The organism is Variovorax sp. 01N429 (assembly GCF_056399425.1).
Genome location: NZ_JBFTRG010000028.1, coordinates 1 through 23,932, shown reverse-complemented (window position 1 = coordinate 23,932; position 23,932 = coordinate 1). Strand labels below are relative to the sequence as shown.

Genomic DNA, 23,932 nt, shown 5'->3' with positions numbered 1-23,932 from the left:
AGCGTGGCCCGCACTGCAAGTCGATTCGAAGTCGGCGTCCTCTATGCCGCCGGCGTGGTGCAGGGACTGGCGCTGGTGAGCTTTCCGGCCGCAAGCGCCATCCTGACCAGTCCGTCCGGCTTCGGCTTGTCCAGCACGCAATTCGGGCTGATGTTCGTGCCGCAGGTGGTGCTGGCGATCCTGGCGTCCGCCTTCGGCTCGCGTCTGGCGCTGCGCCTGAGCCTGCGGGGCGTGCTGTTGCTGGGGCTCGTCGGCGATCTGATCGCGATGGCACTGTTGGCCGCGAGCCAACTCTGGATGGGCGCGCCAGCGGCTTTCGTGCTGCTGTGCATTGCCACCGGCGCGCTGGGTATCGGCTTCGGTGCAACGGTGATGGCCCTGAACACGCTGGTGGAAGGCTTCTTCCCGGACAACGCCGACAGCGCCGTCCTGCTGTTGAACGCGCTGCTCGGCGTGGGGACTGCATTGGCGCCGCTGCTGGTTGCGTTGTTCACAGGCTTGGGCGCATGGTGGGGCTTGCCGCTGCTGATGGTGGCGTTGATCGCGTTGCTGCTGCTTGCCACGGCCAGCGCCGCGCTGCGCCTGCCCTACAAGCCTTCCGGCGGCGACAGCCAGCTGCCGCGCCGCTTCTGGTGGTATGCCGCCGCGGTGCTGCTCTATGGTGTGGTCGAGACGCTGAGCGGCAACTGGGCGACGCTCTATCTGTCCAGCCAGCGCGGCGTGCAGGCCAGGGACGCGTCGTTCGCGCTCACCGCCTTCTGGTCGGCCGTGACCCTGGGACGGGTGCTGATCGCCTTCCTCGAACGTGCGGTGCCCGCGCGCTGGATCTACCTGGCGCTGCCGGTGCTGCTGGCCGCAGTCTTCCAGTGGGTCGCCCGGGTCGACGGCGCCTGGGGCGGCATCGCCGCCTTCGGCTTGGCCGGGCTGGCCTGCTCGGCTTTTCTCCCGCTCAGCATCAGCTTCGCCGGCACCGAGATGCCGCGCCAGGCAGCCACGATGTCGGGCGTGCTCATTGCGTTCTATCAAGTGGGCTACGGCGTGGCGGCCTTCGGCGTTGGACCCTTGCGCGGACTCACCGGCCTCGACTACGCGAGCCTGTTCGCAGTCGGCAGCGTGGTTGCGCTGGTACTCGCCGCCGTGGCGGTCGGGCTGGTCCGCCGTCCCCGCCGTCCCCGCCGTCCCGCACCTGCGGCATAGTGCCGGGCATGCAGTTTCGCCTCTTTGCTTCGCTGCGCGGCTATCGCGCGGCATGGTTGTCTCGCGACCTGGTCGCCGGGCTCATGCTGGCGGCCATCGCCATACCCGGACAGCTCGCGACCGCGCGCCTCGCCGGCATGCCGCCCGAGACGGGTCTTTATGCCTTCGCCGCCGGCTCGATCGCCTTTGCGGCCTTTGGCGCGAACCGCTTCATGTCGGTAGCGGCCGATTCGACCATCGCGCCGATCTTTGCCGGCGGCCTGGCCTCGATCGCGGTCGGCAGCGCCCTTGCTTATCCGCAACTCGCGAGCCTGCTGGCGCTGATGGTCGGCATCGTGCTCGTGGCGGTGGGGCTGCTGCGCGCCGGCTGGCTCGCAACCTTGCTGTCGGTGCCGGTCACGACCGGCTTTCTGGCCGGCATCGCCGTACACATCATCGTCGGCGAGCTGCCCACACTGTTCGGCGTGCCGGGCGAAGCGGGGCATGTGCTGGTGCGGCTGGTCCATGTTCTGGCGCGGTTGCCCGATGCCAATCCTTATTCAATGGCGCTGGGCTTGGGGGTGCTGGCGACGACGATGCTCGCCTCGCGCATCAGCGCGCGCATACCGGGCGCGCTGATCGGACTGGTCGCGGCCGGCCTTGCGGTTGCGTTGTTCCATCTGCAGGCGCGCGGCGTGAGCCTGCTCGGCGCACTGTCGGTGCCGCTGCCCCACATCGGTGTCCCTGCGCTGCCCGACATCGGCAGTTTCAGCCGCCTGCTGCAACTGGCGCTGGTGGTGGCGATGGTCTGCATCATGCAGACCGCCGCGGTCGCCAGCACCTTTCCGTCGCAAGAAGGGCGGCCCGACGATGTCAGCCGCGACTTCGCCGCCGTCGGCGCGGGCGGCGTGCTCGCGGGGCTGCTCGGCGCCTTCGCCGTCGATGCCAGCCCGCCGAGCACCGCCATCGTCCGCGAATCGGGCGGCCGTTCGCAGATGGCGGCGCTGACGGCAGTGGCGCTGATCGTGCTGCTGGCCGCCGTGGCCTCCGGCCTGATGGCCTACGTGCCGCATGCGGCGCTCTCGGGCATCCTCGTCTATATCGCGCTGCGCATCTTCCGCGTCGACCAGATGCGCCTGATCAGGCGCCGGGGCGGCAACGAGATCCTGCTGGTGCTGGCCAGCGCCGTGCTGGTGATCGCGCTGCCCATCGAAACCGGCATGCTGCTGGCGATCGTGATGTCTTTCGTGCATAGCCTCTACGTGGTGGCGCGGCCTTCATGCGTCGAACTCGCGCGCGTGCCGGGCAGCACCGTGTGGTGGCCGCCGGTGCCCGGCGCACCGGGGGAGCAGGTCGCCGGCGTGGTGGTGATCGCGCCCGGGGCACCGCTCAACTTCACCAATGCCGAGCACATCTGCGCCTACATCGACGCGGCCATCGCGCGGCAGGTACAGCCGGTGAAGCTGTTGGTGATCGAGGCCACCGGCATCATCGATATCGACTACACCGGATCGCAGATCCTGCGACGGGTGATCACAGAACTCATGCGTGCCGGCACCTCGGTCGCGATCGCGCGGCTCTCGGCCGGCCGTGCACAGGCGCAGGCGCAACGCACCGGCTTGCTCGATACGATCGGTGCCGACCGCGTGTTCATGTCGGTGGAGGATGCGGTGCGCAAGCTTGCGCCCGGTGCGACCGCCATGGCCCCTGCGCTTGCGACTGCCTGAGGCCCCCCGGTTCACCTCGCCAACCCAGCCGCCGTCAACGCCGGAAGCCGCTCGTGGACCTGATCCCCGCCAAGCAACTGCTGCAGGTCGATCGCCTGCCCCATCGCTCGATAGCCCGCATCACTCGGGTGCAGATGGTCTCCCGAATCGAATTGCGCCAGCAGGCGGCTGGGCCGCGCCGGGTCTCGCAGCAGTTGGTCGAAGTCCACCACGGCGTCGAATACGCCGCTCTCGCGGATCCACTGATTGAGCGCTTGGCGGGTCGCGTCCTTCTGGGCGCTGTAGTGGCCTTCGAGCGGAGTGCCCTGCAGGGCATCTTCAAACGGTGACACCGTGGCACCGATCACACGCACGCCCCGCCGATGCGCTTGCGCCACCAGTTGCTGGAAGCCGTCCGTAAGAGCCTTCAGCGTGACCGGCGGCTCGTGCGGCGCGAACGCGCCACCGGGCCAGCCGATGTCATTGGTGCCCAGCATGACGATCACCGCACGCACGCCTGTTTGCTGCAACACGTCCCGCTGCAGGCGCGCCAGGGCGCTTTCGCCCATGCCGTCGCGAAGCAGCCGATTGCCCGAGATGCCTGCATTGAGCATCGCCACGCCATGCGGAGCGAGGCGTTCGGCCAGCACGTCAGGCCAGCGGTGATCCGCACCGGGCGTGGCGCCGTTGCCGTCGGTGATCGAATCGCCCAATGCCACGACGGCGACCGGCGCTCGATCGGACTGCACCGCCACTGCGGCCAGGAACGCACGTGAGTCCAGAGCGTCCCCGCCGGCCGCACCGGCGCGCCCGACGGCATCGCCGGGCAACAGCCACGTGCGCTCGCGGGCGTCCCAATGAAAGCCCGCCGGCCGCGATGTCCCGGGCAGGTGCAAGTCGATGGTCAACCGGGCGCCATCGCCGGCCGCCAGCGCGACCGGGTCGCTCAGCACCTGCGAGCCCGCCGCTATCTCGACCCCTTGCCTGCCCTGGAATGTGACCCGCAAGCCGTCGACGGCGCCTTCGAGCGCCACTTGCGCCCGACCTATCTTCAGCGGCGCCTTTCCGTAGACATTGCTCAGCACCAGCCGGAGGCGCTCGCCGCCCACCGCCAGTCGCAACGACTGGCGCAGCGTGACGTCCTTCATCGTTTCGGGGATGCCCAGCGGGAGCACGAAGTCCGCGTTCCAGGTCGGCTCGGGCGCCGCGATCCAACTGGTGGTCCAGTGCTGCGACGCCGCGCCGCCCCACGCTGCAGTGGCCGCCAGCAGACCGCCGAGCATTGTCACGGTGGCTGAAATTTTCCTCATCGGATGTCCTTGACAGTTTGGATGGTCGGACTTTGAGGTATTCGTATTGGGTATGGAAGACGGCAGAATGGAAGACCTCCTCTTACTTTTTGGAATGGCGTATGGACAGGCTCAGGGCCATGGATGTCTTCGTTCGAGCAGTCGAGTTGGGCAGCCTGTCGGCTGCCGCGCGCGACCTCGGTAGCACCCAACCCACGGTCAGCAAACTGATCGCGGGCCTGGAAGCCAGCGTGGGAGTGCGCCTTCTGGAGCGCGGCAGTGCCCGCGCCGCACCCACGGACGAAGGGCTCCGCTTCGTGGCAAGCGCCCGACAGATCCTCGCCGACTACGAAGAGACCGTGGCCGAGCTCGGCCAGCGAACCCGCGCACCGCGTGGGCTGGTGCGCGTCTCGGCGCCGGTCGCGTTGGGAGAGCTGCATCTCAACAGGCTGATGCTCGAGGCGCTCGGCCAGCATCCGCAGTTGCAGGTCGAGCTGCTGCTTGAAGACCGCTTCGTCGATCCCGTGCAAGAGCGCATCGACATCTCCGTGCGGATCGGCGGCGCGCCCGCTCCGGACCTGGTTGCGCAGCCGCTGGCGGTCTGGCCGCGCTACCTTGTCGCATCGCCCGGCTACCTGAAGCAGCGCGGCAGGCCCCGGCGGCCCGAAGACCTGGGCAAGCACTCGTACCTGCGCTATGGAAGCGGCGGCGATGATGCCCTGGCACTCAGCGCGGCGGACGGGCGCAGTGCGACGGTGCAGGTGCCGGCGCGCTACCGCGTTAACAGCGCGATTGCCCTGCTTGAAGCGGTGCGCTGCGATGCCGGCATTTCGCTGCAGCCGAGCTGGATGGTGAATCCGTTGCTGCGTTCGGGCGAACTCGTCCGCCTGTTGCCTCGCTGGAGCGGCCCTGCGCAGGTTGCCCAGTTGCTGCACGCGCCGCGCCGCCGGCAGGCCATGCGGGTGCAAGTGATGCTTGACTTCCTGCTCGCCACCTTGCACCGCCTGTAGTCAGGCCAGTGAGCGCGCTCCGGCGGTAGAGCGGCCGGTGTTGTCAAAGAGTCGCGACCGCACCAAAGGGCAGTTTCGCAAATCCCGTTCCTTCGGTAACTTGAGGGCCGAAGCCAAAGTTCCGGCGCGCCTTCAAAGACCGAGATTGTGGACCGACACACTGTATTCATCATTGATGACGACGAAGCCTGTCGCGACTCAATTCGCGAGCTGGTCCTTGCGGTCGGAATGGCGGCGGTCGTCTTCAGCTCCGCGTTCGAATTCCTGGCGGCCTTGGAGGCGAGCTGGCGAGGCTGCCTGGTGCTGGACTTGCGCATGCCGCGCATGAATGGTCTCGCGCTGCAGCAGCGACTCCGGGAAATGGGCGTTCAACTGCCGATCGTCTTCATCAGCGGCAGCGTCGACATATCAACGGCCACCCAGGCCATCAAGGATGGCGCAGTCGACTTCCTGCAAAAGCCCTATCCGCAGGAACAGTTGCTCGAAGCCATTCAGAGGGCCCTGCGCTGGGATTGAAAATACCGGTCATTGAGCAGGAAGTGCGACAGCGCCGGGATGAGCACCAGCGCGCCGACCATGTTCCAGACGAACATGAAGGTCAGCAGGATGCCCATGTCGGCCTGGAACTTGATGGGCGAGAAAGCCCAGGTGACGACGCCCGCGGCGAGCGTGACACCCACGAGCGCAACGACCCTGCCCGTGAAGGTGACCGCCTCCGAGTACGCCTGGGTCAGGCTGAGCCCGCGCCTCTGGCCTGCCAACTGCACGGAGAGCAGGTACAGCGCATAGTCCACGCCGATGCCCACGCCCAGCGCAATCACCGGCAAGGTCGCCACCTTCACCCCGATGCCCAGCCACACCATCAGCGCCTCGCACAGGATGGAGGTGACCACCAGCGGAATCACCGCCACCAGCACCGCGCGCCACGAGCGGAAGGTCAGGAAGCACAGCGCGATCACCGCCGCATACACGTAGAGCAGCATCGTGCGATTGGCCTCGCGCACCACGATGTTGGTCGCCGCCTCGATGCCGGCCGAGCCCGCAGCCGGCAGGATCTGCACCAACGCAGGGTCGGTCGGATGCGCCTTGACGAAGTCTTCGACGACCGCCAGCACGCTCTGCAGCGTCTTGGCCTTGTGATCCGAGAGATAGACCACCAGCGGCATCACCGAGCACTCGGTGTTGAAGAGTTCCGGATTGTTCACCGTCGCCTGTTGCCCGCCGTAGTTCAGGACATCCTGGTTGCGGCTGATGGTGAGCCACTTCGGGTTGCCCTCGAAGGAGCCGGCCGTGATCTGCCGCACCACATCCTGCAGGCCCACGGTGGCACGCACCTGCGGCAACTGCTGCAGTTCCCAGGCGAGCGCGTCCACGTGCGCGAGCGTGTCGTACTTCAGGCACCCTTCCTTGGGCGTCTTCACGATCACCGCGAACAGGTCGCTGGAGAGTGAGTAGTTCTTCGTGACGAAGGCGTTGTCGCGGTTGTAGCGCGAATCGGGCCGCAGCTCCGGCGCGCCGGGATCGAGGTCGCCCACCTGCAAGTTCAGGCTGACGGCAAAGCCGAAGACAGCGAGCGCCGCCGAAACCAGGACTGCGCTGAGAGCCCAACTGCGCCTGCTGGCGAAGTTGTCCAGCAGGGCCCACAGCCGCGTGCCTCCCCCTGCGGCCTGTTCCTGCTCCACGCGCAGGCTGCGTGCGGCGGCCTTGGGACTCACGCCCACGTACGACAGCAGCACGGGAAGCAACAAGAGGTTGGTGAAGATCAGCACCGCCACCCCGATGCTGGCCGTCATCGCGAGTTCGCGAATCACCGGGATCGGGATCAGCGCCAGCACCGCAAACCCGACCGCATCGGCCATCAGGGCCGTGACGCCGGCGAGGAACAGGCGCCGGAAGGTGTAGCGCGCAGCCACCAGCCGGTGCGTGCCGCGGCCGATGTCCTGCATGATGCCGTTCATCTTCTGCGCGCCGTGGCTCACGCCGATGGCGAAGACGAGGAACGGGACGAGCATCGAATAGGGGTCGAGTTCGAGCCCGAACAGCCTGACCAGGCCCACTTGCCAGACCACCGCGACCAGCGAGCACGCGAGCACCATCGCCGTGCTGCGCACGCAGCGCGTGTAGCCATACAGCAGCAGGGCCGCAATCAGCGTGGCGACGCCGAAGTACATCATCACCTGCAAGAGGCCATCGAGCAGGTCGCCGATGATCTTGGCAAAGCCGATCACGTGCACCTTGACGCCCCAGGGCTTGCCGTCGGGCGCCAGGCCACGCTCGTACTTGTCGCGGATCTGGGTCTCGATCTCGCGCGAGAGGCGCCAATAGTCCAGGCGCCCGCCCTTGTCGTTGTCCAGCAGCGGGGCGACGATGGCGCTGGACTTGAAGTCGTTGGCCACGAGGCTGCCGACGAGCCCCGCGCGCGCGACGTTCAGGCGCAGCTTGTCCACGCTGCCGCTCTTGCCGTCAAAGGTGTCGGGCATCACGGGGCCGCCCTGGAAGCCCTCTTCGGTGACTTCGGTCCAGCGCGTGGCCGGCGTCCACAGCGACTTGACCCAGGCGCGATCGACACCCTGCGTCAGGAACAGGTCGTCGTTGATGTGCTTGAGGGCATCCAGGTAACGTGCATCGAAGATGTCGCCGTTCTCGTTCTCGACGACCACCCGCAAGGTGTTGCCCATGCCGCGCAGCTCGCTGCGGTTTTGCAGGTAATTCTGGATGTAGGGATGACCCACGGGGATCATCTTGTCGAAGCTGGCATTGAGCGACACGCGTGTCGCGAAGAAGCCCAGCACCAGCGTGGCGATCACGCAAGCCAGAGTGACCACCAGGCGATGATTGAAGACCGCGCGCTCGAGCCAGTTGCCCGAGTTGCGCGGAAACTGGGCGAGGTCGCGCACGACCGGCATCTGGCCCAGTCCGGAAGAGGTGGCCATTACTTGTCCTTGGTGATGAGGTCCAGCGTGCGCAGGCCTCGCGGGCCGCCCAGCACGAGCGACGAAGTGCTTGCGAAGGCAATGGCCGCGAGCGGCGCCTGCGAGCCGATGGGCGAGCGCGTGAAGCTCAGGCCGCCGTCAATGCTGAAGGCGATGCCGCCGCCCTGGTCCGCCAGGGCCAAGGTGCCGTTGGCGGCGACCGCGGCACCGACGATGCTCGCGGCCAGCTGCGTATCCACGGGCGACCAGGCCGTCCCGCCATCGGTGCTGATGAACGCATGGCCGCGCATGCCGAAGGTCAGGATGGCGGTCTTGGTGGCCACCAGGCCGAACAAGCTGCCCTTGTACGGCGAGGGCAGCGCCGTGAAGCGCTGGGCGCCCGCGTCCAGCTTGAGCAGCAGGCCGCCCTCCCCCGCGATGTAGACCGCTCCGCCTGCGGCGCGGATCGCGTAGAGATTGAGAAGACCGGGGTTGTCCACGCGATCGAACCACGGCTCCCAGGTCTTGCCACCGTCGGCGGTGCGCATCACGAGCCCGTAGGCCCCCACCACGAAGCCCTCGTTCGCGTTGACGAAGCACAGGTCGAGGAAAGGCTTGTCAGGCCCGGCGTCCGCGTTGCGCTGCGCTTCGTCGAGCAGCTTGCGATCAGCTTCGCTTGCGTCGGACGTGGCGACGCGACGCTTCATATGTTCGAGCACCAGCGCGTTGACCTGGCGGCCATCGAGCAGGCGCGTCCAGCTGTTGCCGCCATCGCGCGTGCCGAGCACGACGCCGTCGTGGCCGGTGATGTACCCGGTCGTGTCATCGACGAAGCTCACGGCCGTGAGGTCCGAGCGCACCGGCACCAGCGCCTGCGTCCAGCTACGGCCGCCATCGCGCGACAGCACCACATGCCCGCGCTGGCCGACCGCGACCAGCCGCTCGCCGGTGCGTGCGATGCCGGTGATCAGCCGCTGGCTGGCCAGCGCACTCATGCGCGCGGGTTGCTCCAGGACCTCGCCGGCGCGCAAGGCGGAGGCGCCCAGCGTGCCGAGCACGGCCAGCAGCATGGTTCTGCGGTGCACAGGTCGCTCCTGCTCAGCGCACGCCCGAGCCCGCCAGCGCGTCGGCGGACCAGGCGTTGGCGGACAGCGGGTCGATGTACTTCACGCCCACGTTGTAGGCGCCCAGCAGCCCGGTCATGTTGTAGCCGCCGCTGGTGAAGTCGTGAAACGACTGGCCCATGGCCGCGGGTGCCGGCAGTTCGTAGGAAGGGTTCGTATAGACGAAGCTCGCGCGATAGAGCTGATCGCGCGCGTCGTACATGTCCGAAGCCACCGCGACCCAGCTGTCCTCGTCCACGTAGAAGGTGCGCTTGGCATAGATGTGGCGCTTGCCAGGCTTGAGCGTCGCCTCCACCACCCACACGCGATGCGCCTCCCAGCGCACGTAGTCCGGGTTCAGGTGGTTGGGCGTCGTCACCGCATACGGGTCCTTGGCGTACACCAGCTTGAAGGTGTTGTAGGGCACCAGCATTTCCTGCTTGCCCACCAGCTTGAAGTCGTAGCGGTCCATCGCGCCGTTGAAGACCCAGGCGTCGTCGTAGGTCGATGCGCCCGCCGAACCCGGATTGGGTGTGTCGTAGGCGATGTCCGGTGCCAGCTTCACGCGGCGCTGGCCCGGCAGGTACTGCCAGGCGCGGCGGCCGTTCTTCATCGGGTTGATGTAGTCCTGCGCGAGCAGCGCCTCTCCGGCACGGCGCGCCGGTGCGGTGTAGGCGATCTTGGTGCGGAAGTAGACATCGTTGTCGGCCGAGGCGCCCGTGCGCTTGGGGTCGTAGTACGGGTAGTCCATGTAGATCTGGCCGGTGGTAGCGAGGACTGCCTTGCCGGCCGAATCGACGTTGATCGAGTCGTACTGCGTGAAGTAGCTTTGGCCGGTGTAGCGCAGCAGGTGGTTCCACATGACCTCGTTGCCGGTCTTGGGGATGGGGAAGGGAATGCCCGCGTAGGTGCCTTCCAGGCCCAGGCCGTCATCGGTGGTCTTCACCGATGTGGCGTTCTTGACGGTGTTGTCCAGGACGTACTTCGGGAAGGCGACCGAGCGGTGCGACGGATAGACGTCCACGCGCATGGTCGGGTATTTCTTCAGCAGTTCCTTCGTGCCCGCTGTGAGCTTGCCTTCGTACTGCGCCATGTTCTGCGCAGTGATCGCATAGAGGGGCTTCTCGGCCGCGAAGGGGTCGGGACGCATGCCCGAGCCCTTCTCGTAGCCAGCCGGGGGCGTGGTCAGGCCGCCGGTGTACTCGGGGATGCTCTTGTCGGCATTGCCTGCACGTTCGGCACCCGTGGGCGTGAGGGTGGTGCCGAGCTTCTTCGCTTCTTCGGCGCTGACGGCGGCCAGCGCCGAATGTGCGGCCAGCGCGAACACTGCGCCTGCCACGATGGAACGGGTCTTCATGGGTTGTCTCCTGATGGGGGTGGGATGGCCTGGAAAGTGGCCTAGAAAGTGGCCTTGAAGGTGAACAGCACGTGGCCGCGGTCGGACAGCACGGCGTTGGTGCCGTTGGCCACGTTCATCGCACCGGTGGGCGTGGTGCTGTAGTCGCCATAGAAGCCCACGTAGCGCAGCGAGAAGTTGTATTTGGCATAGACGTCCGCTGCGATGCCGATGCCGAACGATCCGGCGTTCTTGTTGCCCCCGGAAAGCACGGCGGAGTTGCCCGACAGGCCTCCCGACCAGCTCAGCGGCATGGAAAGGTCCACGCCCGGGAAGACTTGGTACCAGGTGGGCGTGAAGTTCAGGCCCAGGCCGAAATAGTCCTTGCTGACGGCATCGACGTTGGCAGGGTTGGCGATGTAGGCTGCGCTGCCCTTGAAGGCGCCAGGGTTCTGCGAGACGCTCAGCCAGCGGTTCCACACCAGTTCGGCATTCCAGGTGGCGGAGTCGAACACGGGTGTCTTGGAGAGCGTTCCGAGGAAGTTCAGCACACCATGCGCAGTGTTGCCGCGCGCGCCGGGCGTGTCGCCGCCGAGCTGGTTGAGCTGCGCCAGGGAGATCGCGCCCGTCGCCGGGTTGACCAGTGCGGCGGGCAGCACCTGCACCGGCACGCTCTGCAGCGGCATGTCGTGCCGATAGCTGAGCTCGGCGCCCACGCTGATTCCGGCTACGTTCTTTGACAGGCTCACGCCGTACATGTCGATGTCGCGGCCGTAGTAGGCCTGGTACTGGCCGACATAGCCCGCCTGGATCTGCGGCAGCGTGGCCGCGCCGGGGTTGATGTAGCAGGTCGTCGGGCCGATGGCGCGCAGGCCCGCTCTCGCGCAGGCGGCGGCGGGTACGCCTGCGGCCACCGCGGGCAGCAGCGCGAGCTGCGGCTGGATGTCAGCGGTGCGGCGGCCATAGAGCCCCGCGGTGCCGTCGAGCCACTCCGGGCTCCAGCGTGCCGAGAGGCCGAAGTCGCCGGTCTTCTTGGGGTCGCCGCCCGTGCTTTGCAGCAGCCGCTGGCCCGGTCCCGCGATGAGCGAATCACCGCCGTGCAGCAGCGCGTCGTTCACCGTCAGGTAGCTGCCCGACTCCGGATAGCGCACGCTCTCCCAATCAAAGAAGGTCTGCGCCGAGAAGGACAGCTCGGGCGACGGCTGCGCCTGCAAGGTCATCGAGTTGCGCGGACGATAGATCTCCTTGGCCTCGATGCCGGGGGTGGCCAGCGCCTTCCACAGGTCCAGCGAGTACTGGCCGTAGCTGATGCCGTGGATCGCGCCTGCACCCAGCAGGCTCTCGCCCCAGTACACGGTGTGCTTGCCAAGGCGCAGGCTGACATCGGTCTCGCCGAAGGTCTTGCTGCCGAAGACGAAAGCATCGAGCAGTTCGCCCGAGGGGCCCTTCGCATAGCGCGAGGTGTAGTCCGAGAGCGCACCGGCCGTGGGCAGACCGTAGACCAGCGTATTGGCGGTGGCGTTGCTGCGGTTGTCCAGGTTGCTGTATGCCGCGTCGTACCAGGCCGCGCCGCTGACGCGAAAGCCGTAGTTCTTGTCGACCACCAGGTCGAGTTCGCTCAACAGGTCCAGGCGGTTGGCAATCAGCGAGTGATTGTTGAAGTTGCGGTCGCCATCGTCGAAGTTCGGGTTGCCGAGAATCGCCCTGTCCTGCCCTTGCGTGCGCTGGCCGAGGTTGTAGCGAATGGTGTTGTCCCAGCGCAGGACGACGTCCGGGTTGCCGGTGTCGATCTCGATGGCGTGTGACGTGGATGCGAGCGTGCAGAGCACGAGCGTTGCGCAAGTCAATGCGCTGAGGCGGTGCGCGGCAAAAGGCGTGCGCGCGAAGTGGTGAGGCATGAGCTTGTCTCTTGGTTTTTAGTTCTGATGGATGACGCAATGACGACGATGGCGGCGATGACGCCGAAGTGTTGGGCTCAGGCGATCAGCTTCACGAGGCTGTGATAGCTGTTGGGCATCAGGCGCGACAGCCAGAACAGCGTTGTCGACTGATTGCCCGTTACCACGCGCTTCTTGCCTTGGCGCACCCCTTTCAGGATGGCGGCGGCACAGTCTTCTGGCGGGGTGGTCAAGAGCCTCTCGCCCAGGGCCGAGAAGCGCGCTTCTTCCTGTCCGGAATTTCTGCAGCGCCGGCCCGCTCGCTCGAAGTTCGTCTTGATGCCGCCCGGATGCACTGAGAGTGCTCGCACGCCCGTCCCTTCGAGTTCGCGCCAGAGGCACTCGGTGAGCCCTCGAACGCCAAACTTGGAGATGTTGTAGGCACTCTGGGCCGGAAAGCCGACCAGCCCGAAGACGCTCGACAGGTTCACGATGCAGCCTTCGCGCTGCGACAGCATCATCGGCAGAAAGGCCTTGGTGCCGTAGATCACGCCCCAGAGGTTGATGCCGAGCTGCCACTCAATCTCGTCGATCTCCAGATGCTCCACCGTGCCGATCACGGTGACGCCTGCGTTGTTGAAGACGAAGTGCGCTGTGCCGAAATCGCGCCTCACGTCCTCCGCGTGCGCAAACACGGCCTCTCGCGACGAAACATCGAGCGCATAGCCGCGCACTTCGGTGCCGGCGGGAAGCAGGCGGATGGTCTGGGCGAGTCCTGTCGGATCGACATCGGAAAGAGCGAGCCGGGCGCCGCCCGCCGCCATTTGAAGGGCCAGTGCCCGACCGATGCCGGAACCGGCGCCGGTGACGACCGCGACCTTGTCTTTGAAATACGTTTGCACGATGTCTCCTTAGTTCTTGGTAAGAATGTGAATGGCCAGGGCAGCCTCTTCGACGCCATGGAGGCCGCCCCCGTTTTCCTGAATGGCACGGCGTGCGCCCTGGACCTGCCGCGCGCCGGCTTCACCGCGCAGCTGCGTGACCAGTTCGTGGATCTGGCCCAGTCCGGTCGCGCCCAACGGGTGGCCCTTGGATTCGAGCCCGCCGGACGGGTTGATCGGAATGCGTCCGCCGATGGTGAAGTCGCCTCGCTCCGCGGCGGGTCCGCCTTGTCCGAGTGGGACGAGGCCGAGGTTTTCGGCCTGGATGATCTCGCCCATCGCCGTCGCGTCGTGCACTTCGGCCACATGCATGTCGGCCGGGCCGAGGCCGGCCTGTTCGTAGGCCTGCTGCGCGGCGAGCCGGCCGATGTTGAGCTCCGGCTGATCGAGCCCACGCACCGTGAAGCTGCGCATCACGCTCGCAGCGAGCTTGACGTTGCGCGACGGCAATGCGCCGATGCGGCGCAGTCCGCTGGCGCTGCAGAGCACGACCGCCGCGGCACCGTCCGACAGCGGCGCGCACATCGGCAAAGTCAGCGGGTAGGTGATCGGCGGCGCGGCCAGGACTTCGTCGATCGAAAAGGGCTTGCGAATCTGCGAGAGCGGGTTGTGCACCGAGTGCAGATGATTCTTGGCCGACACGGCCGCGATCTGCCGCTGTGTGGTGCCGTGGGTCTTCATGTGGTGGCGGCACAGGGCTGCATAGATCGCCATGAAGCGGCTGTACGGCTTGTCGGACTCGGATCCGGGCGGCGGCGTGATGCCCTCGCCCATTCGCATCAATTGCTCGTAGTTCTGCTGCGCGCGCGAGACGTCCCAGCCGGCCTCGAAAAGTGCAAGCGCCCGGGGCTTGTCGGCGATGTTCATCTTTTCCGCACCCAGAGCCAGTGCGATGTCGCAGGCGCCGGCCTTCAGATACTGGACCGCCAGGTGCAGCGCCGTGCTGCCGGAGGCGCAGGCGTTCTCGACGTTGAAGATCGGAATGCCCGCGATGCCGCTCTTGCCCAGCACGACCTGCCCCGGGATCGAGAACTGCCCCTGCAAGGGCCCGTTGGTGACGCCCGCGTAGAAGGCCGCACCGACATCGCCGACGGCACAGCCGGCATCGCGCAAGGCGCCGTTCAGCGCTTCGCGTGCCATGTCCTCGAGCGAGCGCTCCGCGTGGCGCCCGAACACGGTCATGCCGACGCCGGCGATGTAGATGTCGCTCATGAGGAACTCAGGCGGGGGTGCGCTGAAGGAAGCGCAGGAACAGCAGCGAGTAGATGACGTCGCCGCTCACCAGCAGGGCCATCTGCGGCGTCGTGCTGCCGGAAACCCAGTTCGCCCAAACGATCGCCACGACCGCCAGCTTGCCGAGCACCCCGAGCGCGACGATGCCGCGGTAGGCCCTCGGCGCCATGCCGACCAGCCCGTAGCCGCATCCGAAAACGAAGATGGCACCGAGTGTGATCTGGCCGAACAGGGATTGCAGCGGCGGCTCCAGGCCCAGGGGGCGCGCGAACAGCACGAAGATCAGGACGGCGCCCCAGTTGAAGAGCGCGGCGGAATAGAAAAGCGCCCGGGTTTGTGCAAGTGTCATCGTGGTTCTCGCAGTTCTTGTGGATGTACCGCGCAATGCGAGCACTCAGATCGCGCGTGCGGCGTCGGCCCAGTACGGCGCGCGCAGGTCCTTCTTGAGGACCTTGCCTGCGGCGCTGCGCGGGAGTGCAGGCGTGAAGTCGATTGTCTTCGGCGACTTCACGGCACCGAGCTTTTCGCGGCACAGCGCGATCAACTCCTCGGCTGCGACTTCGTGGCCGGGGCTCAGCTCCACGATGGCCTTCACCGCCTCGCCCCATTTCTCATCGGGCACGCCGATGACGGCGCAGTCCTGCACGGCCGGATGCGCCCAGATCACCTGCTCGACTTCGCTCGGATAGACGTTGAAGCCGCCGCTGATGATCATGTCCTTCTTGCGGTCCGTGATGTGCAGGTAGCCCGCCGCGTCGAGGTGCCCGACGTCGCCGGTGTGCAGCCAGCCGTCGACGATGGTCTCGGCGGTCTTTTCCGGGGCCTTGTAGTAGCCCTTCATGACCAGGTCGCCCCGCACGCAGATCTCGCCGGTCTCGCCCGGTGCGAGCAGCTCGCCACGGTCGTTCATGATCTCCACACGGACCAGCGCATTCGGCCGCCCGACGGAAGACAGGCGTTCATCCCCTGCGATGCGGCCCAGGACGAAGTGCTCCGCCGGTGTCAGGAACGAGATCGAGGCCGGGCATTCGGTCTGGCCGTAGCCGCCCATCATCACCGGCCCGAAGACCTCGATCGCGCGCTTGAGCTTTTCGACGGACATGGGCGCCGCACCGTAGAGAAAGTAGCGCAGCGAGGCGAAGTCGACCTTTTCGATGCCGGGGATGTCCAGCAGCTTGTAGATCACCGTCGGAGGCAGGAAGACTTCCGTGACTCTGTGGCGAGCGATCGATCCGAGCAGGACGGCAGGGTCCGGCTTGGTCAGGACGACGACGGTGCCGCCGCGCGCCGTGCACGGAACTGCCAGCATCCCGGCGGTGTGAGTGATCGGCGCGGCGGCGAGGTTCACCGGGTATTCGTCGCCCCCATAGCTCGCGGCGGTCATGAAGTGCGCAATGAAAGCCTGCAGGCTGCGGTGCGTGTTCATCACGCCCTTGGGCATGCCGGTGGTGCCACCGGTGGGCGACACCGCGACCACGTCATCCATGTCGACGCTCACCTCCGGCCGGGTGGTCGGGGCCGATTCGATCCAGCTCGCGAGCGATTCGACGCCCGGCAGGGAACCGTCCAGGCAGATCCAGCGCTGGACCTTGGGCAGGCGCTCGCGCAGCGCGGCAATCTGTGCGCCAAAAGCTTCCTGGAAGAACACCACTTCGCAATCGAAGCTCTCCAGGATGTAGAAGTTCTCTTCCGCGGCGTTGCGGACGTTGATCGGAATCCACGTCATGTTCGCGCGCCAGAGGCCGAGGGTGCAGATCCATGCGGTCACGTCGTTGCCCGCCCAGACGGCACCGCGCGTGCCCTTGGGAAAGCCGTCCGCAAGCAGTTGGTTGGCGATGCGGCAGGACAGGCTGCCGACCTCGTCGAAGCTGAACTTGCGCTCGTCCTGGATGTAGGCGATGCCTGTCGGATTGATGCGCCAGCCGCGGTCGAAGAAATCGATGATGGCCATGGGGCCTCCTTGAAGTGTCAGAGCTGCGTGACGGTGGCTCGTGCGAGTCCGCGCTGCTCGAGGAAGCCCAGCAGGTAGCGATGGCCGAGTGCCTTGACCGCCGAAGCGAAGCCGACCTTGGCGGTATCGCCGTCGATCAGCTTGACCGCGGCCGCTGCCTGCAGCACGCCGGTGGAGATGTACGGGGTCAGCCCATGCACCGTGGCGCGCACTGCCGCCAGATGGCCGCGGCCGATGGCGAAGTCGACCGTGCGCTGGGCCGTGGTGCGTTCGCGCGGCGGCATCTGGGGCGTCGTGGAGTCGACAAGATGCTTGACGACCGCAGCCTGTTCGCCTGCGCTCAGGTGCTTGTACTCGGCTTCCCATTTCTGGCCGACCGAATGCACCAGCCTCATCACCTCGTTGTCATAGAAGCCGACTGACGATATGCACGAGCGCACGCGTGAGTCCTGCTCCAGGAAAACCGGCAACGAGGTGCCGCCCCAGGGCAGGCAGAAGATCGGCTGCATGAAGTCGGGGGACACGATGTTGAAGCTCGTGCCGGCCGCATGCGGGACAAGCTTTTTCTCCCAGAGGTAAAGCTCCTGCTGGCGGTACTGGCCGAAGATCGAAGCGGTCGAACCGACGGTCACGCCCGCGCCGACGCCGCGCAGGCCACGGCACAAGGTCGCAGTCTCGAGCGCGTCCACACCTTCCGTTTCGAGCGCCAGCTCGGCGGCGATCTCCGCGAAGGTGAACATGTAGGAAGTCGACGGCGCGACGAGGAGCCCGGCCTGGCGGAACAGTGCGCCGAACTGCTCGCGCACCTGCAGGATGTAGGCCTGCTCGCCGGTGCTGTCGAGATAGTGGCAGCCGGCCTTGAGCGCGGCTTCGACCCCGACCAATCCGTAATCGATAAACGGGCCCACCGTGTTGCAGACAACCTTGGCGCCCTTGAACGCTTTCGTGAGCGATTCAACGTCGTGGTCGCATTCGATGATTTCGTAGGTGGCCGATTCCAGCCGGACCACGCGCTGCGCCATCATTTCCCGCGTGCGGGCAGCATTGCGGGCAACGGCCGTGAAAGGAATGTTCTGGTCGATGAGCGCGTCCATGATGAGCATGCCGGTGTAACCACTGGCTCCATAGACGACGACGGGGTGCTTTGCCATTTGAGTGTCTCCTGATTGAATGTCTGCGCTGCTTGACGAAAGGGCTGAATGCCTCAGCCTTGCAGCGAGTGTCCGGACTTGCCGCCCGCGCCTCAATCCCGGAAAGCCGGGAATTCATTGGCCACACCCATTCACGGAAATCCGTGAACGGGCCCGCGGCAGCACCGGCGTCCATCGCGCGACCTGCGCCTTCGCCATAGGTATTTACGTAAGCCGGAATCGAAGTTGCCAGTGGGACAATCGCCGCACCCCGAAAGCCACCGCCCGCTTCTGTGATGTTGTCCCATGCTCCAAGGCCGCTTTCTCTGAAGCTGTGCGCTCCCCGTCCGGTTCCTCATGAGATAGAACGCACCGCAGTCGCTGCATTGATTGCACAGTCGCCTGCGAAGGTGGTGCTGGTCAATGCACCAGCGGGATACGGCAAATCCACCGCCATGGGGCAATGCCATCGCGCGCTGCAAAGCCAAGGTACTCCAGTGGCCTGGCTCACGGTCGATCACGACGACAACGATCCGGAACGTTTCATCTTCGATCTGCAATCGGCACTGGCGCCGGTGTTTTCAAAGCCGCCTCCCGGCGAAGCAGGCGGGCGTGCCCATCGGCTGCTCGATGAACTGGCCGCATTCCAAGGCGGCTTCGTGCTGCTTGTCGATGATCTCGAACACCTCGAGAGCCCGGAGATCCTGCAAACGTTCGCCCGCGTCATCGATGCGCTGGGACCGAATCAACGCGTGGTGATCGGCTCGCGTTCAATGCCGTCGCTGGCCTTGGGTCGGCTCCGCGCGCAGGGTGCGTTGCTGGAGATCGATCGAAAGTCTCTGCGCTTTTCGATGGAGGACCTGCGCGATTACCTCGCGGCTCGCCTGGCGGCACGCGTCGACGAGGCGAACCTGACCCTGCTCCAGAGCCAGACCGATGGCTGGCCCGTGGCCGTGCAGCTGGTTGCTTCGCTCATGGGTCCAGCAGGCGCCGATGCCGCATTGCGGACGCCGGACTTCTCGCGGGCCATGGCGAGCTATCTTGCGGAAGACGTTCTCGCCAGGCTGCCGGCGCACGAGTTGCACTTCCTGTTCCAGACCGCTTTGCTCGAAAGCTTCTGCGCCGCCATGTGCGACACCGTCCTGGAGCGCCAGGACAGCACGGCCTTGCTGCAGAAGATCGAGCGCGAAAACATTCTTCTCTTTGCCGTTGAATCCGAGGGTGGCGGCTGGTTTGAATACCACCCGTTGTTTCTGGCGTTTCTTCGCAGCCGGCCGGGAGTGCCGGCGGGCGAAGACGCAAAGGGGATGCATGTCAAAGCCGCAACCTGGCTGGCCCACGAAGGCCGGCTGACACAGGCGATCCATCATGCACTCGCGGGTGGGGCCAGCGAAGTGGCCGCGGAGTGGATGTCGCTTTGCGCCTTGGAGATGATCAATACCGGGCAGATCGACATCTTGCGTAACTGGGTCGACGCGACGCCCGAACACCTGTTGGAAAGGCACCCTGAACTGGCGCTTTCCGGCGCCTACGCCATGGCCATCCGGCATCGCCATACGGCCGCCATCCGGCTGATCGACCTCGTCGAACGCGCGGCGCCCCTGGACCCGCAAGTCGCCTCGGAAGTGGTGGGCGCAAGACTCGCTGCTTTCTCGTGGGGTGACGAGGTCCCCAAAGCGACGGCACTCGCCCGTGCCCACGTGAGCGGTCTGGACGATGCCCCCCCGAGAGTCCGCGGCCTGGTCCTGAACGTGGCCGCCTACGAGTGCATCAGCCGGGGAAACTACGCCCAGGCACTGCACCATCTCGCCACTGCGAAGCGCGCCTATGGCGGCGAGATCCACGGGATCAACCACACCCTCTGCTTCGAAGGGGCCATAGAGTTGCATCAAGGCAATGTCGCCGAAGCGCGCCTGCGTTTCGAGGCCACATTGCGCAGGATCATCGATGCGGGGTATCGCTTCACCGATGCATCGGGCGTTGCCGCCGCTCATCTGGCCGAAGCTCTCTACGAGCAGAACGACCTGCAAGCCGTGGAGCTTCTGCTCGAAGACTACCTGCCCACCATTCGCGACGCCTGCACCGCCGATCACGTGATCGTCGCCTATCGAGTGGCCGCGCGCACGCACGCCTTGCGAGGACGCCTTCGATCCGCCCAGCAGACACTCTCGGAACTGCTGGACCTTGGCGACGCCTGGGCCATCCCCCGCATCGCCGCTGCAGCCCGGCACGAGAGGCTGAGACTCGCACTCTTGGGCGGCGACCTCGCCAGTGCGCGCCATCTGATGGCGTTGATGGAACAAAGCGTCAGCTGGAAGGCCGACGCCGGCCAGTTCCTCCATGCCGACGATCTCGACGATGGCTTCATCGCGTCCGTGCGGCTCTCGATGCGCTCGGGCGCGGCACCGTCGATGATTCCTCGCGTGCAGGAGGCAGTGGCCAAGGCCGAGGCCGCGCATCACACCCGCCGTGCCGTGCGCCTGCGCTGCCTATTGGCGCAAGCCTGCGAGGCCGCGCTGAAGCGCTCGCAAGCGCTGGAGGTGCTCGAGCAAGCGCTGCGCGTTGCCAGCACCAAGGGGCTGATTCGCGTGGTGGCCGATGAGCCCTGGCACCTTCAGCCCCTGCTCGATGCGATAGGAACGCGTGACGGCATTCACCTACCCCACCTGGCCGCCGTCTGCGACGCCATGCAGCCGATGCTGACCCCTGTGCTTGCCGCTTCGGAACCGAGCGCCGGCGAAGCACTGCTGAGCGATCGCGAGCGCCAAGTACTGCGCCTCCTGGCCGATGGGCTGTCGAACAAGCAACTGAGCCGCGACCTGTTCATCAGCGAGAACACGGTGGAGAGCCACCTTCGCCGCATCAATGGAAAGCTCGGCGTGAGGAATCGCATGCAGGCGGTCACGCGAGCGCGCGAGCTGGGCCTGGTCTAGCGGTACCTCTTCCGCGCGCTTTCTTCCGAAGCCATCAGGGCTGCAGTTCGATCTCTCCGGGGCGCCAGGTCTTGTTGAACCATGGTTCCAATGGGCCGTACAGGCGCAGGAGCATGAACCAGCCCTTGCCTGGAATCGTCTGCACCCAGTTGTTCTCCATGCCCGCCGGGGCCTTCGGCCCGAAGTAGACATCCACCGAGCCGTCCGCATTGGTCTTGACGCCCTTGTCCTGGCTGCTGACGCTCGGGGCCTTTTGGTCGGTTTGCACCATGGAGCGGGTCTGGTTGTCATAGACGATGACTGACCAGAAATCCTTGACCGGAACGTTGGGCGGAAGGCGCAGCTTGTAGTTCTTGCCGCCATCCAGCGGATTGCCCTTCGCATCCTGCACCGACCACGGGTATTGCGAGCCACGGCCTACCATCTTCTCCTCCATCGCCGGCGTCACGGCAATGGCGAAGTAATAGAAGAAGACCGCGCCGTCCAGGTTGCTGACACCCGGCGCGGATTCGAACTTGTAGCCGCCGAGGAACGGCAAGCGCCAAGCGCTGTTGGGGAAGAAATAGGCGTCCTTGGACCGAATCTTGAAGGCGATTGATCGAGCCGTCACAGCACCGATGTTGGCCGCGTCCGTCAGGATCTTCTTCATTCGCTCGTCAGGATTGAATGGCTGGCCCTTGACGATGCCGATCGAGGCGAACAGGCCCAGGGTGGTTGGATCGGAGCCATTGGCCGGCTCTTCCTGGATGACCTGGTTCAACAAGGTCCAGAACGAGTAGTCACCCGGTGAAACGAAGTTCGCGGGAACGCCGGAAGCGTTGACAAAATTCATTCGCGGCGGATTGGCGGCCTCGGCGAGGGGATAGATCCGCAGGTTCTTCTTGGCGGAGTCGATCGCGGGTTGCGTGGAACCCTCTACCAGGAATGAGCGAAAGACAAGATAGCTGCCAAATGTGTTCGGCCGCAATACGTGGTAGCCGGCTGGAATGCTGCCCTGGAACCCGGGCGGCAACAGGAGGTACTTGCCACCCTCGCCTTTATCGGCCCCGGTGATGCCGATGTCGCCCACCCACTTGTACCAAAAGTCGTCGACCGTCCCGAGGACCTTGGGCGGAATCTCGGCCACGACCGGACCTTTGCTCGTGTCCACCCACATGAAGTTGTAGATCGTGTTGTCGTTGCCCGTCAGCGCGACGGTCTTCGAATCCATCAGACTCTCCCAGATCACGTTGGTCTGGTTGTCGGGTCCGAACTTGCGCAGCGACTCTCGCATGCCTGCCTGGTTGACGATAGGAATGGCCAGCAGATAAGCCTGCAGCGCCCTCGAACGGTCCAGGTTGTCGTAGATCTTCTCGACCGTGTCGGCCGACGGGTAGCCGTAGTCGAGGTTCAGGGTCCCGATCGACGACTCGATCTTGTCCGGCACAGCGACGCCCGGCGCGATAGGTGTCGTCATCTTGAAGGGCTGTGCGGAAGCTGTCGTCGCGAAGGCGGCGGCGATCGCCAGGCCGAGCAGTAGCTGTTTCATTACCTGGATTCCTCTTCTTCTCTTGTAGATCTCGCAGCCTGCAAGTAGAGCTACCCGCAGTTTGTGCTGCGCAGAGTACCGACAAACGCCGCCGCACGCACCTTCCCTAAAGGGCAGTAGACACCCTGGCGATGAAAGACGGGCGGCTCAGGCAGCCGCTCGGCGGATGGCAGCCAGCACATCGGCCCCAAGGTCGTTCTTGCGAAAGTAGGCCGCGCAGCCGATGGCTTGCGCCGCGGCACGCGTTTCGGGGTCATCGTGCGCAGTGATGAAAATGAAGGGCGCATGTGCGCCTTCGACGCTTTCGCTCACCAGCCGCTGCGCCAATTCGATGCCGGACATTCCCCCGAGCTGGACGTCGAACACCAGGCAGTCGAAGCGGGGCCGCTTCGCATCCGCAAGAAACGCTTCTGCCGATCCATAGGTGATCGGCTGCATGCCAGCCGCGCGCAGCAGCCTGCCGAGGGATCGGCAATGGCTCTCGTCGTCATCGACGACGGCAACGTAGAAGGGGGTGATGGTGCTCATCGGAGGTCGACGCCGACTTTGGGCGTCACCCAGGCCGCTGTCTACTGCCCCTTAGGGAAGGTGGGCAAACCCGCGGTCATGACACCCGCTTCCTGTGACAACTGCGTGAGCGCCGCGACGGACGCCACGCCGAGTTTCGCCATCATTGCGGCCCGGTGCAGTTTCACGGTGCGCTCGTTGATTCCCAGGTCGCCGGCTATTTGCTTGTTGAGCCGGCCCCGCAGGACATGCCGGAGAACCTCGAGCTCTCGCGACGACAAGGCGCCGAAGCGCTGCTCCATCTCGCGTTGGCGAGACCTCGCCTCCCGTTCAAGCCCGTTGCGCGCCAGGGCGCGGCGGATGGCGTCGATCAGTTCGTCCCTGGAAGCCCGCTTCTCCAGAAAGTCTTCCGCGCCGCCGCGCATCGCGCGCACGGTCGACGCGATATCGCCGTCGCCGGTCAGGAAGACCAGCGGCAGCGGATTGCGCGTCGCAGCGAGTGCCGATTGCAGGTCGAGCCCATTCAGGCCAGGCATCCGCAGGTCCGCCACCACACAACCCTGCGCGTCGCTGTCGCACTGCGCCAGAAACTCATTCGCGGACAGAAAGCTTTTCACGGCAAACCCGCTGACGCGCAGCATTCGGGTGGTCGCGGTGAGAAACGACTCGTCGTCATCGACGACATAGACGATGGGCTCGATCATGATCATGTTGCAGTCATTTCCACTTCGCCCGACGGCGTCGCTACATTGCGTGCGGGGATCTGCGCGACCGGCAGCGTAAAGCGCAGGCTTGCGCCGCCACCTTCGCTGTTCTCGGCCCACAAGCGCCCTCCATGCGCCTCGATCAACGAGCGCGAGATCGACAGGCCCATGCCCATCCCGGCGGATTTGGTCGTGAAGAACGACTCGAAGATTTGCTCCGTTCGCTCCTTGGCAATGCCGGCACCGGTGTCGTTGACGGCGATCTCGACCGTGCCGGCGGCACGGCGCATTGCGCTGACCACAATGCGCCGGCCCTTGCCTGCGGCTTCATCGATGGCGTCCATGCCGTTGGAGATGAGGTTGAGCAGCACCTGCTGCAGATGGATTCGGTCCCCAAGCACCGCGGGCAGACCGTGAGGCACTTGCAAGACCACCCGAATATGCCGTGCCGCCGCATCGGGGCGCACCAGCGCGGTGGCGTCCTCCAGCAGCTCATCGACCTTCAGGGGAACGACTTCGATTTCGTGGCGCCGCAGCATCGCGCGCATGCGGTCGATCACGGCACCGGCGCGCTGATCATCGGCGCGGATGTCTTC

At 65.8% G+C, this 23,932-nt stretch carries 19 protein-coding genes; 5 read left to right on the top strand and 14 right to left on the bottom strand.

The window, feature by feature from the left end; genetic code table 11:
- Positions 1–3: 3 nt before the first annotated feature.
- Positions 4–1,197 (top strand): MFS transporter, encoded by a 1,194-nt coding sequence (locus AC1DSF_RS29060; RefSeq protein WP_478183955.1) that lies wholly within the window; start codon positions 4–6, stop codon positions 1,195–1,197.
- An 8-nt stretch (positions 1,198–1,205) separates the two neighbouring features.
- Positions 1,206–2,903, top strand: coding sequence for a SulP family inorganic anion transporter (locus AC1DSF_RS29055; RefSeq protein ID WP_478183954.1), 1,698 nt, complete (start codon positions 1,206–1,208; stop codon positions 2,901–2,903).
- A gap of 11 nt (positions 2,904–2,914) precedes the next feature.
- Here the strand turns inward: AC1DSF_RS29055 and AC1DSF_RS29050 are convergent, their stop codons facing one another.
- Positions 2,915–4,192, bottom strand: coding sequence for an SGNH/GDSL hydrolase family protein (locus AC1DSF_RS29050; protein ID WP_478183953.1), 1,278 nt, complete (start codon positions 4,190–4,192; stop codon positions 2,915–2,917).
- A gap of 101 nt (positions 4,193–4,293) precedes the next feature.
- Between AC1DSF_RS29050 and AC1DSF_RS29045 the strand changes: the two genes are divergently transcribed.
- Positions 4,294–5,181, top strand: coding sequence for a LysR family transcriptional regulator (locus tag AC1DSF_RS29045; RefSeq protein WP_478183952.1), 888 nt, complete (start codon positions 4,294–4,296; stop codon positions 5,179–5,181).
- 147 nt (positions 5,182–5,328) lie between these two features.
- Positions 5,329–5,697, top strand: coding sequence for a response regulator transcription factor (locus AC1DSF_RS29040; RefSeq protein WP_478145560.1), 369 nt, complete (start codon positions 5,329–5,331; stop codon positions 5,695–5,697).
- On the opposite strand, the gene AC1DSF_RS29035 is transcribed toward AC1DSF_RS29040, so the two are convergent.
- The 9 genes from AC1DSF_RS29035 to AC1DSF_RS28995 all read right to left on the bottom strand — a co-directional run bounded on the left by AC1DSF_RS29035 (position 5,673) and on the right by AC1DSF_RS28995 (position 17,685).
- On the bottom strand, positions 5,673–8,114 hold the full coding sequence (locus AC1DSF_RS29035; protein WP_478183951.1) for an efflux RND transporter permease subunit: 2,442 nt from the start codon (positions 8,112–8,114) through the stop codon (positions 5,673–5,675). The two genes, AC1DSF_RS29040 and AC1DSF_RS29035, sit on opposite strands and share 25 nt — an antisense overlap.
- Positions 8,114–9,178: a WD40/YVTN/BNR-like repeat-containing protein gene (locus tag AC1DSF_RS29030; protein ID WP_478183950.1), complete on the bottom strand. Its 1,065-nt coding sequence runs from the start codon at positions 9,176–9,178 to the stop codon at positions 8,114–8,116. The genes AC1DSF_RS29035 and AC1DSF_RS29030 overlap by 1 nt, the downstream gene beginning before the upstream one ends.
- Positions 9,179–9,191: 13 nt before the next feature.
- Entirely contained in the window at positions 9,192–10,553 is a 1,362-nt protein-coding gene (locus tag AC1DSF_RS29025) for a DUF1329 domain-containing protein (protein WP_478183949.1), read from the bottom strand.
- Between the two features lie 41 nt (positions 10,554–10,594).
- Complete coding sequence (locus tag AC1DSF_RS29020; RefSeq protein ID WP_478183948.1) at positions 10,595–12,430, bottom strand: DUF1302 domain-containing protein; 1,836 nt, start codon at positions 12,428–12,430, stop codon at positions 10,595–10,597.
- Between the two features lie 77 nt (positions 12,431–12,507).
- On the bottom strand, positions 12,508–13,311 hold the full coding sequence (locus AC1DSF_RS29015; RefSeq protein WP_478126283.1) for an SDR family NAD(P)-dependent oxidoreductase: 804 nt from the start codon (positions 13,309–13,311) through the stop codon (positions 12,508–12,510).
- A gap of 9 nt (positions 13,312–13,320) precedes the next feature.
- Positions 13,321–14,562 (bottom strand): thiolase family protein, encoded by a 1,242-nt coding sequence (locus tag AC1DSF_RS29010; protein WP_478183947.1) that lies wholly within the window; start codon positions 14,560–14,562, stop codon positions 13,321–13,323.
- Between the two features lie 7 nt (positions 14,563–14,569).
- The gene (locus AC1DSF_RS29005; RefSeq protein ID WP_478126281.1) at positions 14,570–14,932 is read right to left on the bottom strand and encodes a hypothetical protein; all 363 of its coding nucleotides are present in this window, start codon (positions 14,930–14,932) and stop codon (positions 14,570–14,572) included.
- A 45-nt stretch (positions 14,933–14,977) separates the two neighbouring features.
- Positions 14,978–16,534 carry a class I adenylate-forming enzyme family protein gene (locus AC1DSF_RS29000; protein ID WP_478126280.1) on the bottom strand — a complete coding sequence of 519 codons (1,557 nt, stop codon included), beginning with the start codon at positions 16,532–16,534 and terminating at the stop codon, positions 14,978–14,980.
- 17 nt (positions 16,535–16,551) lie between these two features.
- Positions 16,552–17,685, bottom strand: a complete 1,134-nt coding sequence (locus AC1DSF_RS28995) for a saccharopine dehydrogenase family protein (RefSeq protein ID WP_478183946.1) — start codon at positions 17,683–17,685, stop codon at positions 16,552–16,554.
- Positions 17,686–18,050: 365 nt separating this feature from the next.
- Between AC1DSF_RS28995 and AC1DSF_RS28990 the strand changes: the two genes are divergently transcribed.
- Positions 18,051–20,597, top strand: a complete 2,547-nt coding sequence (locus tag AC1DSF_RS28990; protein ID WP_478183945.1) for a winged helix-turn-helix domain-containing protein — start codon at positions 18,051–18,053, stop codon at positions 20,595–20,597.
- Between the two features lie 34 nt (positions 20,598–20,631).
- On the opposite strand, the gene AC1DSF_RS28985 is transcribed toward AC1DSF_RS28990, so the two are convergent.
- From AC1DSF_RS28985 to AC1DSF_RS28970, 4 genes are all read right to left on the bottom strand, one after another.
- Positions 20,632–22,125, bottom strand: coding sequence for a DUF1254 domain-containing protein (locus AC1DSF_RS28985; protein WP_478183944.1), 1,494 nt, complete (start codon positions 22,123–22,125; stop codon positions 20,632–20,634).
- Between the two features lie 147 nt (positions 22,126–22,272).
- Complete coding sequence (locus AC1DSF_RS28980) at positions 22,273–22,653, bottom strand: response regulator transcription factor (RefSeq protein WP_478145549.1); 381 nt, start codon at positions 22,651–22,653, stop codon at positions 22,273–22,275.
- A gap of 41 nt (positions 22,654–22,694) precedes the next feature.
- Positions 22,695–23,342 (bottom strand): response regulator transcription factor, encoded by a 648-nt coding sequence (locus tag AC1DSF_RS28975; RefSeq protein WP_478183943.1) that lies wholly within the window; start codon positions 23,340–23,342, stop codon positions 22,695–22,697.
- The coding region (locus AC1DSF_RS28970; protein ID WP_478183942.1) for a sensor histidine kinase at positions 23,339–23,932 on the bottom strand (594 nt) is incomplete at its 5' end. The genes AC1DSF_RS28975 and AC1DSF_RS28970, both read right to left, overlap by 4 nt.

What these genes read in the sequence shown, in the direction of transcription:
- AC1DSF_RS29000 (WP_478126280.1), bottom strand. Translation starts at nt 16,534, where the DNA reads ATGGCCATCATCGATTTCTTCGACCGCGGCTGGCGCATCAATCCGACA.
- AC1DSF_RS29055 (WP_478183954.1), top strand. Translation starts at nt 1,206, where the DNA reads ATGCAGTTTCGCCTCTTTGCTTCGCTGCGCGGCTATCGCGCGGCATGG.
- AC1DSF_RS29020 (WP_478183948.1), bottom strand. Translation starts at nt 12,430, where the DNA reads ATGCCTCACCACTTCGCGCGCACGCCTTTTGCCGCGCACCGCCTCAGC.
- AC1DSF_RS29045 (WP_478183952.1), top strand. Translation starts at nt 4,294, where the DNA reads ATGGACAGGCTCAGGGCCATGGATGTCTTCGTTCGAGCAGTCGAGTTG.
- AC1DSF_RS28995 (WP_478183946.1), bottom strand. Translation starts at nt 17,685, where the DNA reads ATGGCAAAGCACCCCGTCGTCGTCTATGGAGCCAGTGGTTACACCGGC.
- AC1DSF_RS28975 (WP_478183943.1), bottom strand. Translation starts at nt 23,342, where the DNA reads ATGATCATGATCGAGCCCATCGTCTATGTCGTCGATGACGACGAGTCG.
- AC1DSF_RS29035 (WP_478183951.1), bottom strand. Translation starts at nt 8,114, where the DNA reads ATGGCCACCTCTTCCGGACTGGGCCAGATGCCGGTCGTGCGCGACCTC.
- AC1DSF_RS29010 (WP_478183947.1), bottom strand. Translation starts at nt 14,562, where the DNA reads ATGAGCGACATCTACATCGCCGGCGTCGGCATGACCGTGTTCGGGCGC.
- AC1DSF_RS28980 (WP_478145549.1), bottom strand. Translation starts at nt 22,653, where the DNA reads ATGAGCACCATCACCCCCTTCTACGTTGCCGTCGTCGATGACGACGAG.
- AC1DSF_RS29025 (WP_478183949.1), bottom strand. Translation starts at nt 10,553, where the DNA reads ATGAAGACCCGTTCCATCGTGGCAGGCGCAGTGTTCGCGCTGGCCGCA.
- AC1DSF_RS28985 (WP_478183944.1), bottom strand. Translation starts at nt 22,125, where the DNA reads ATGAAACAGCTACTGCTCGGCCTGGCGATCGCCGCCGCCTTCGCGACG.
- AC1DSF_RS29050 (WP_478183953.1), bottom strand. Translation starts at nt 4,192, where the DNA reads ATGAGGAAAATTTCAGCCACCGTGACAATGCTCGGCGGTCTGCTGGCG.
- AC1DSF_RS29005 (WP_478126281.1), bottom strand. Translation starts at nt 14,932, where the DNA reads ATGACACTTGCACAAACCCGGGCGCTTTTCTATTCCGCCGCGCTCTTC.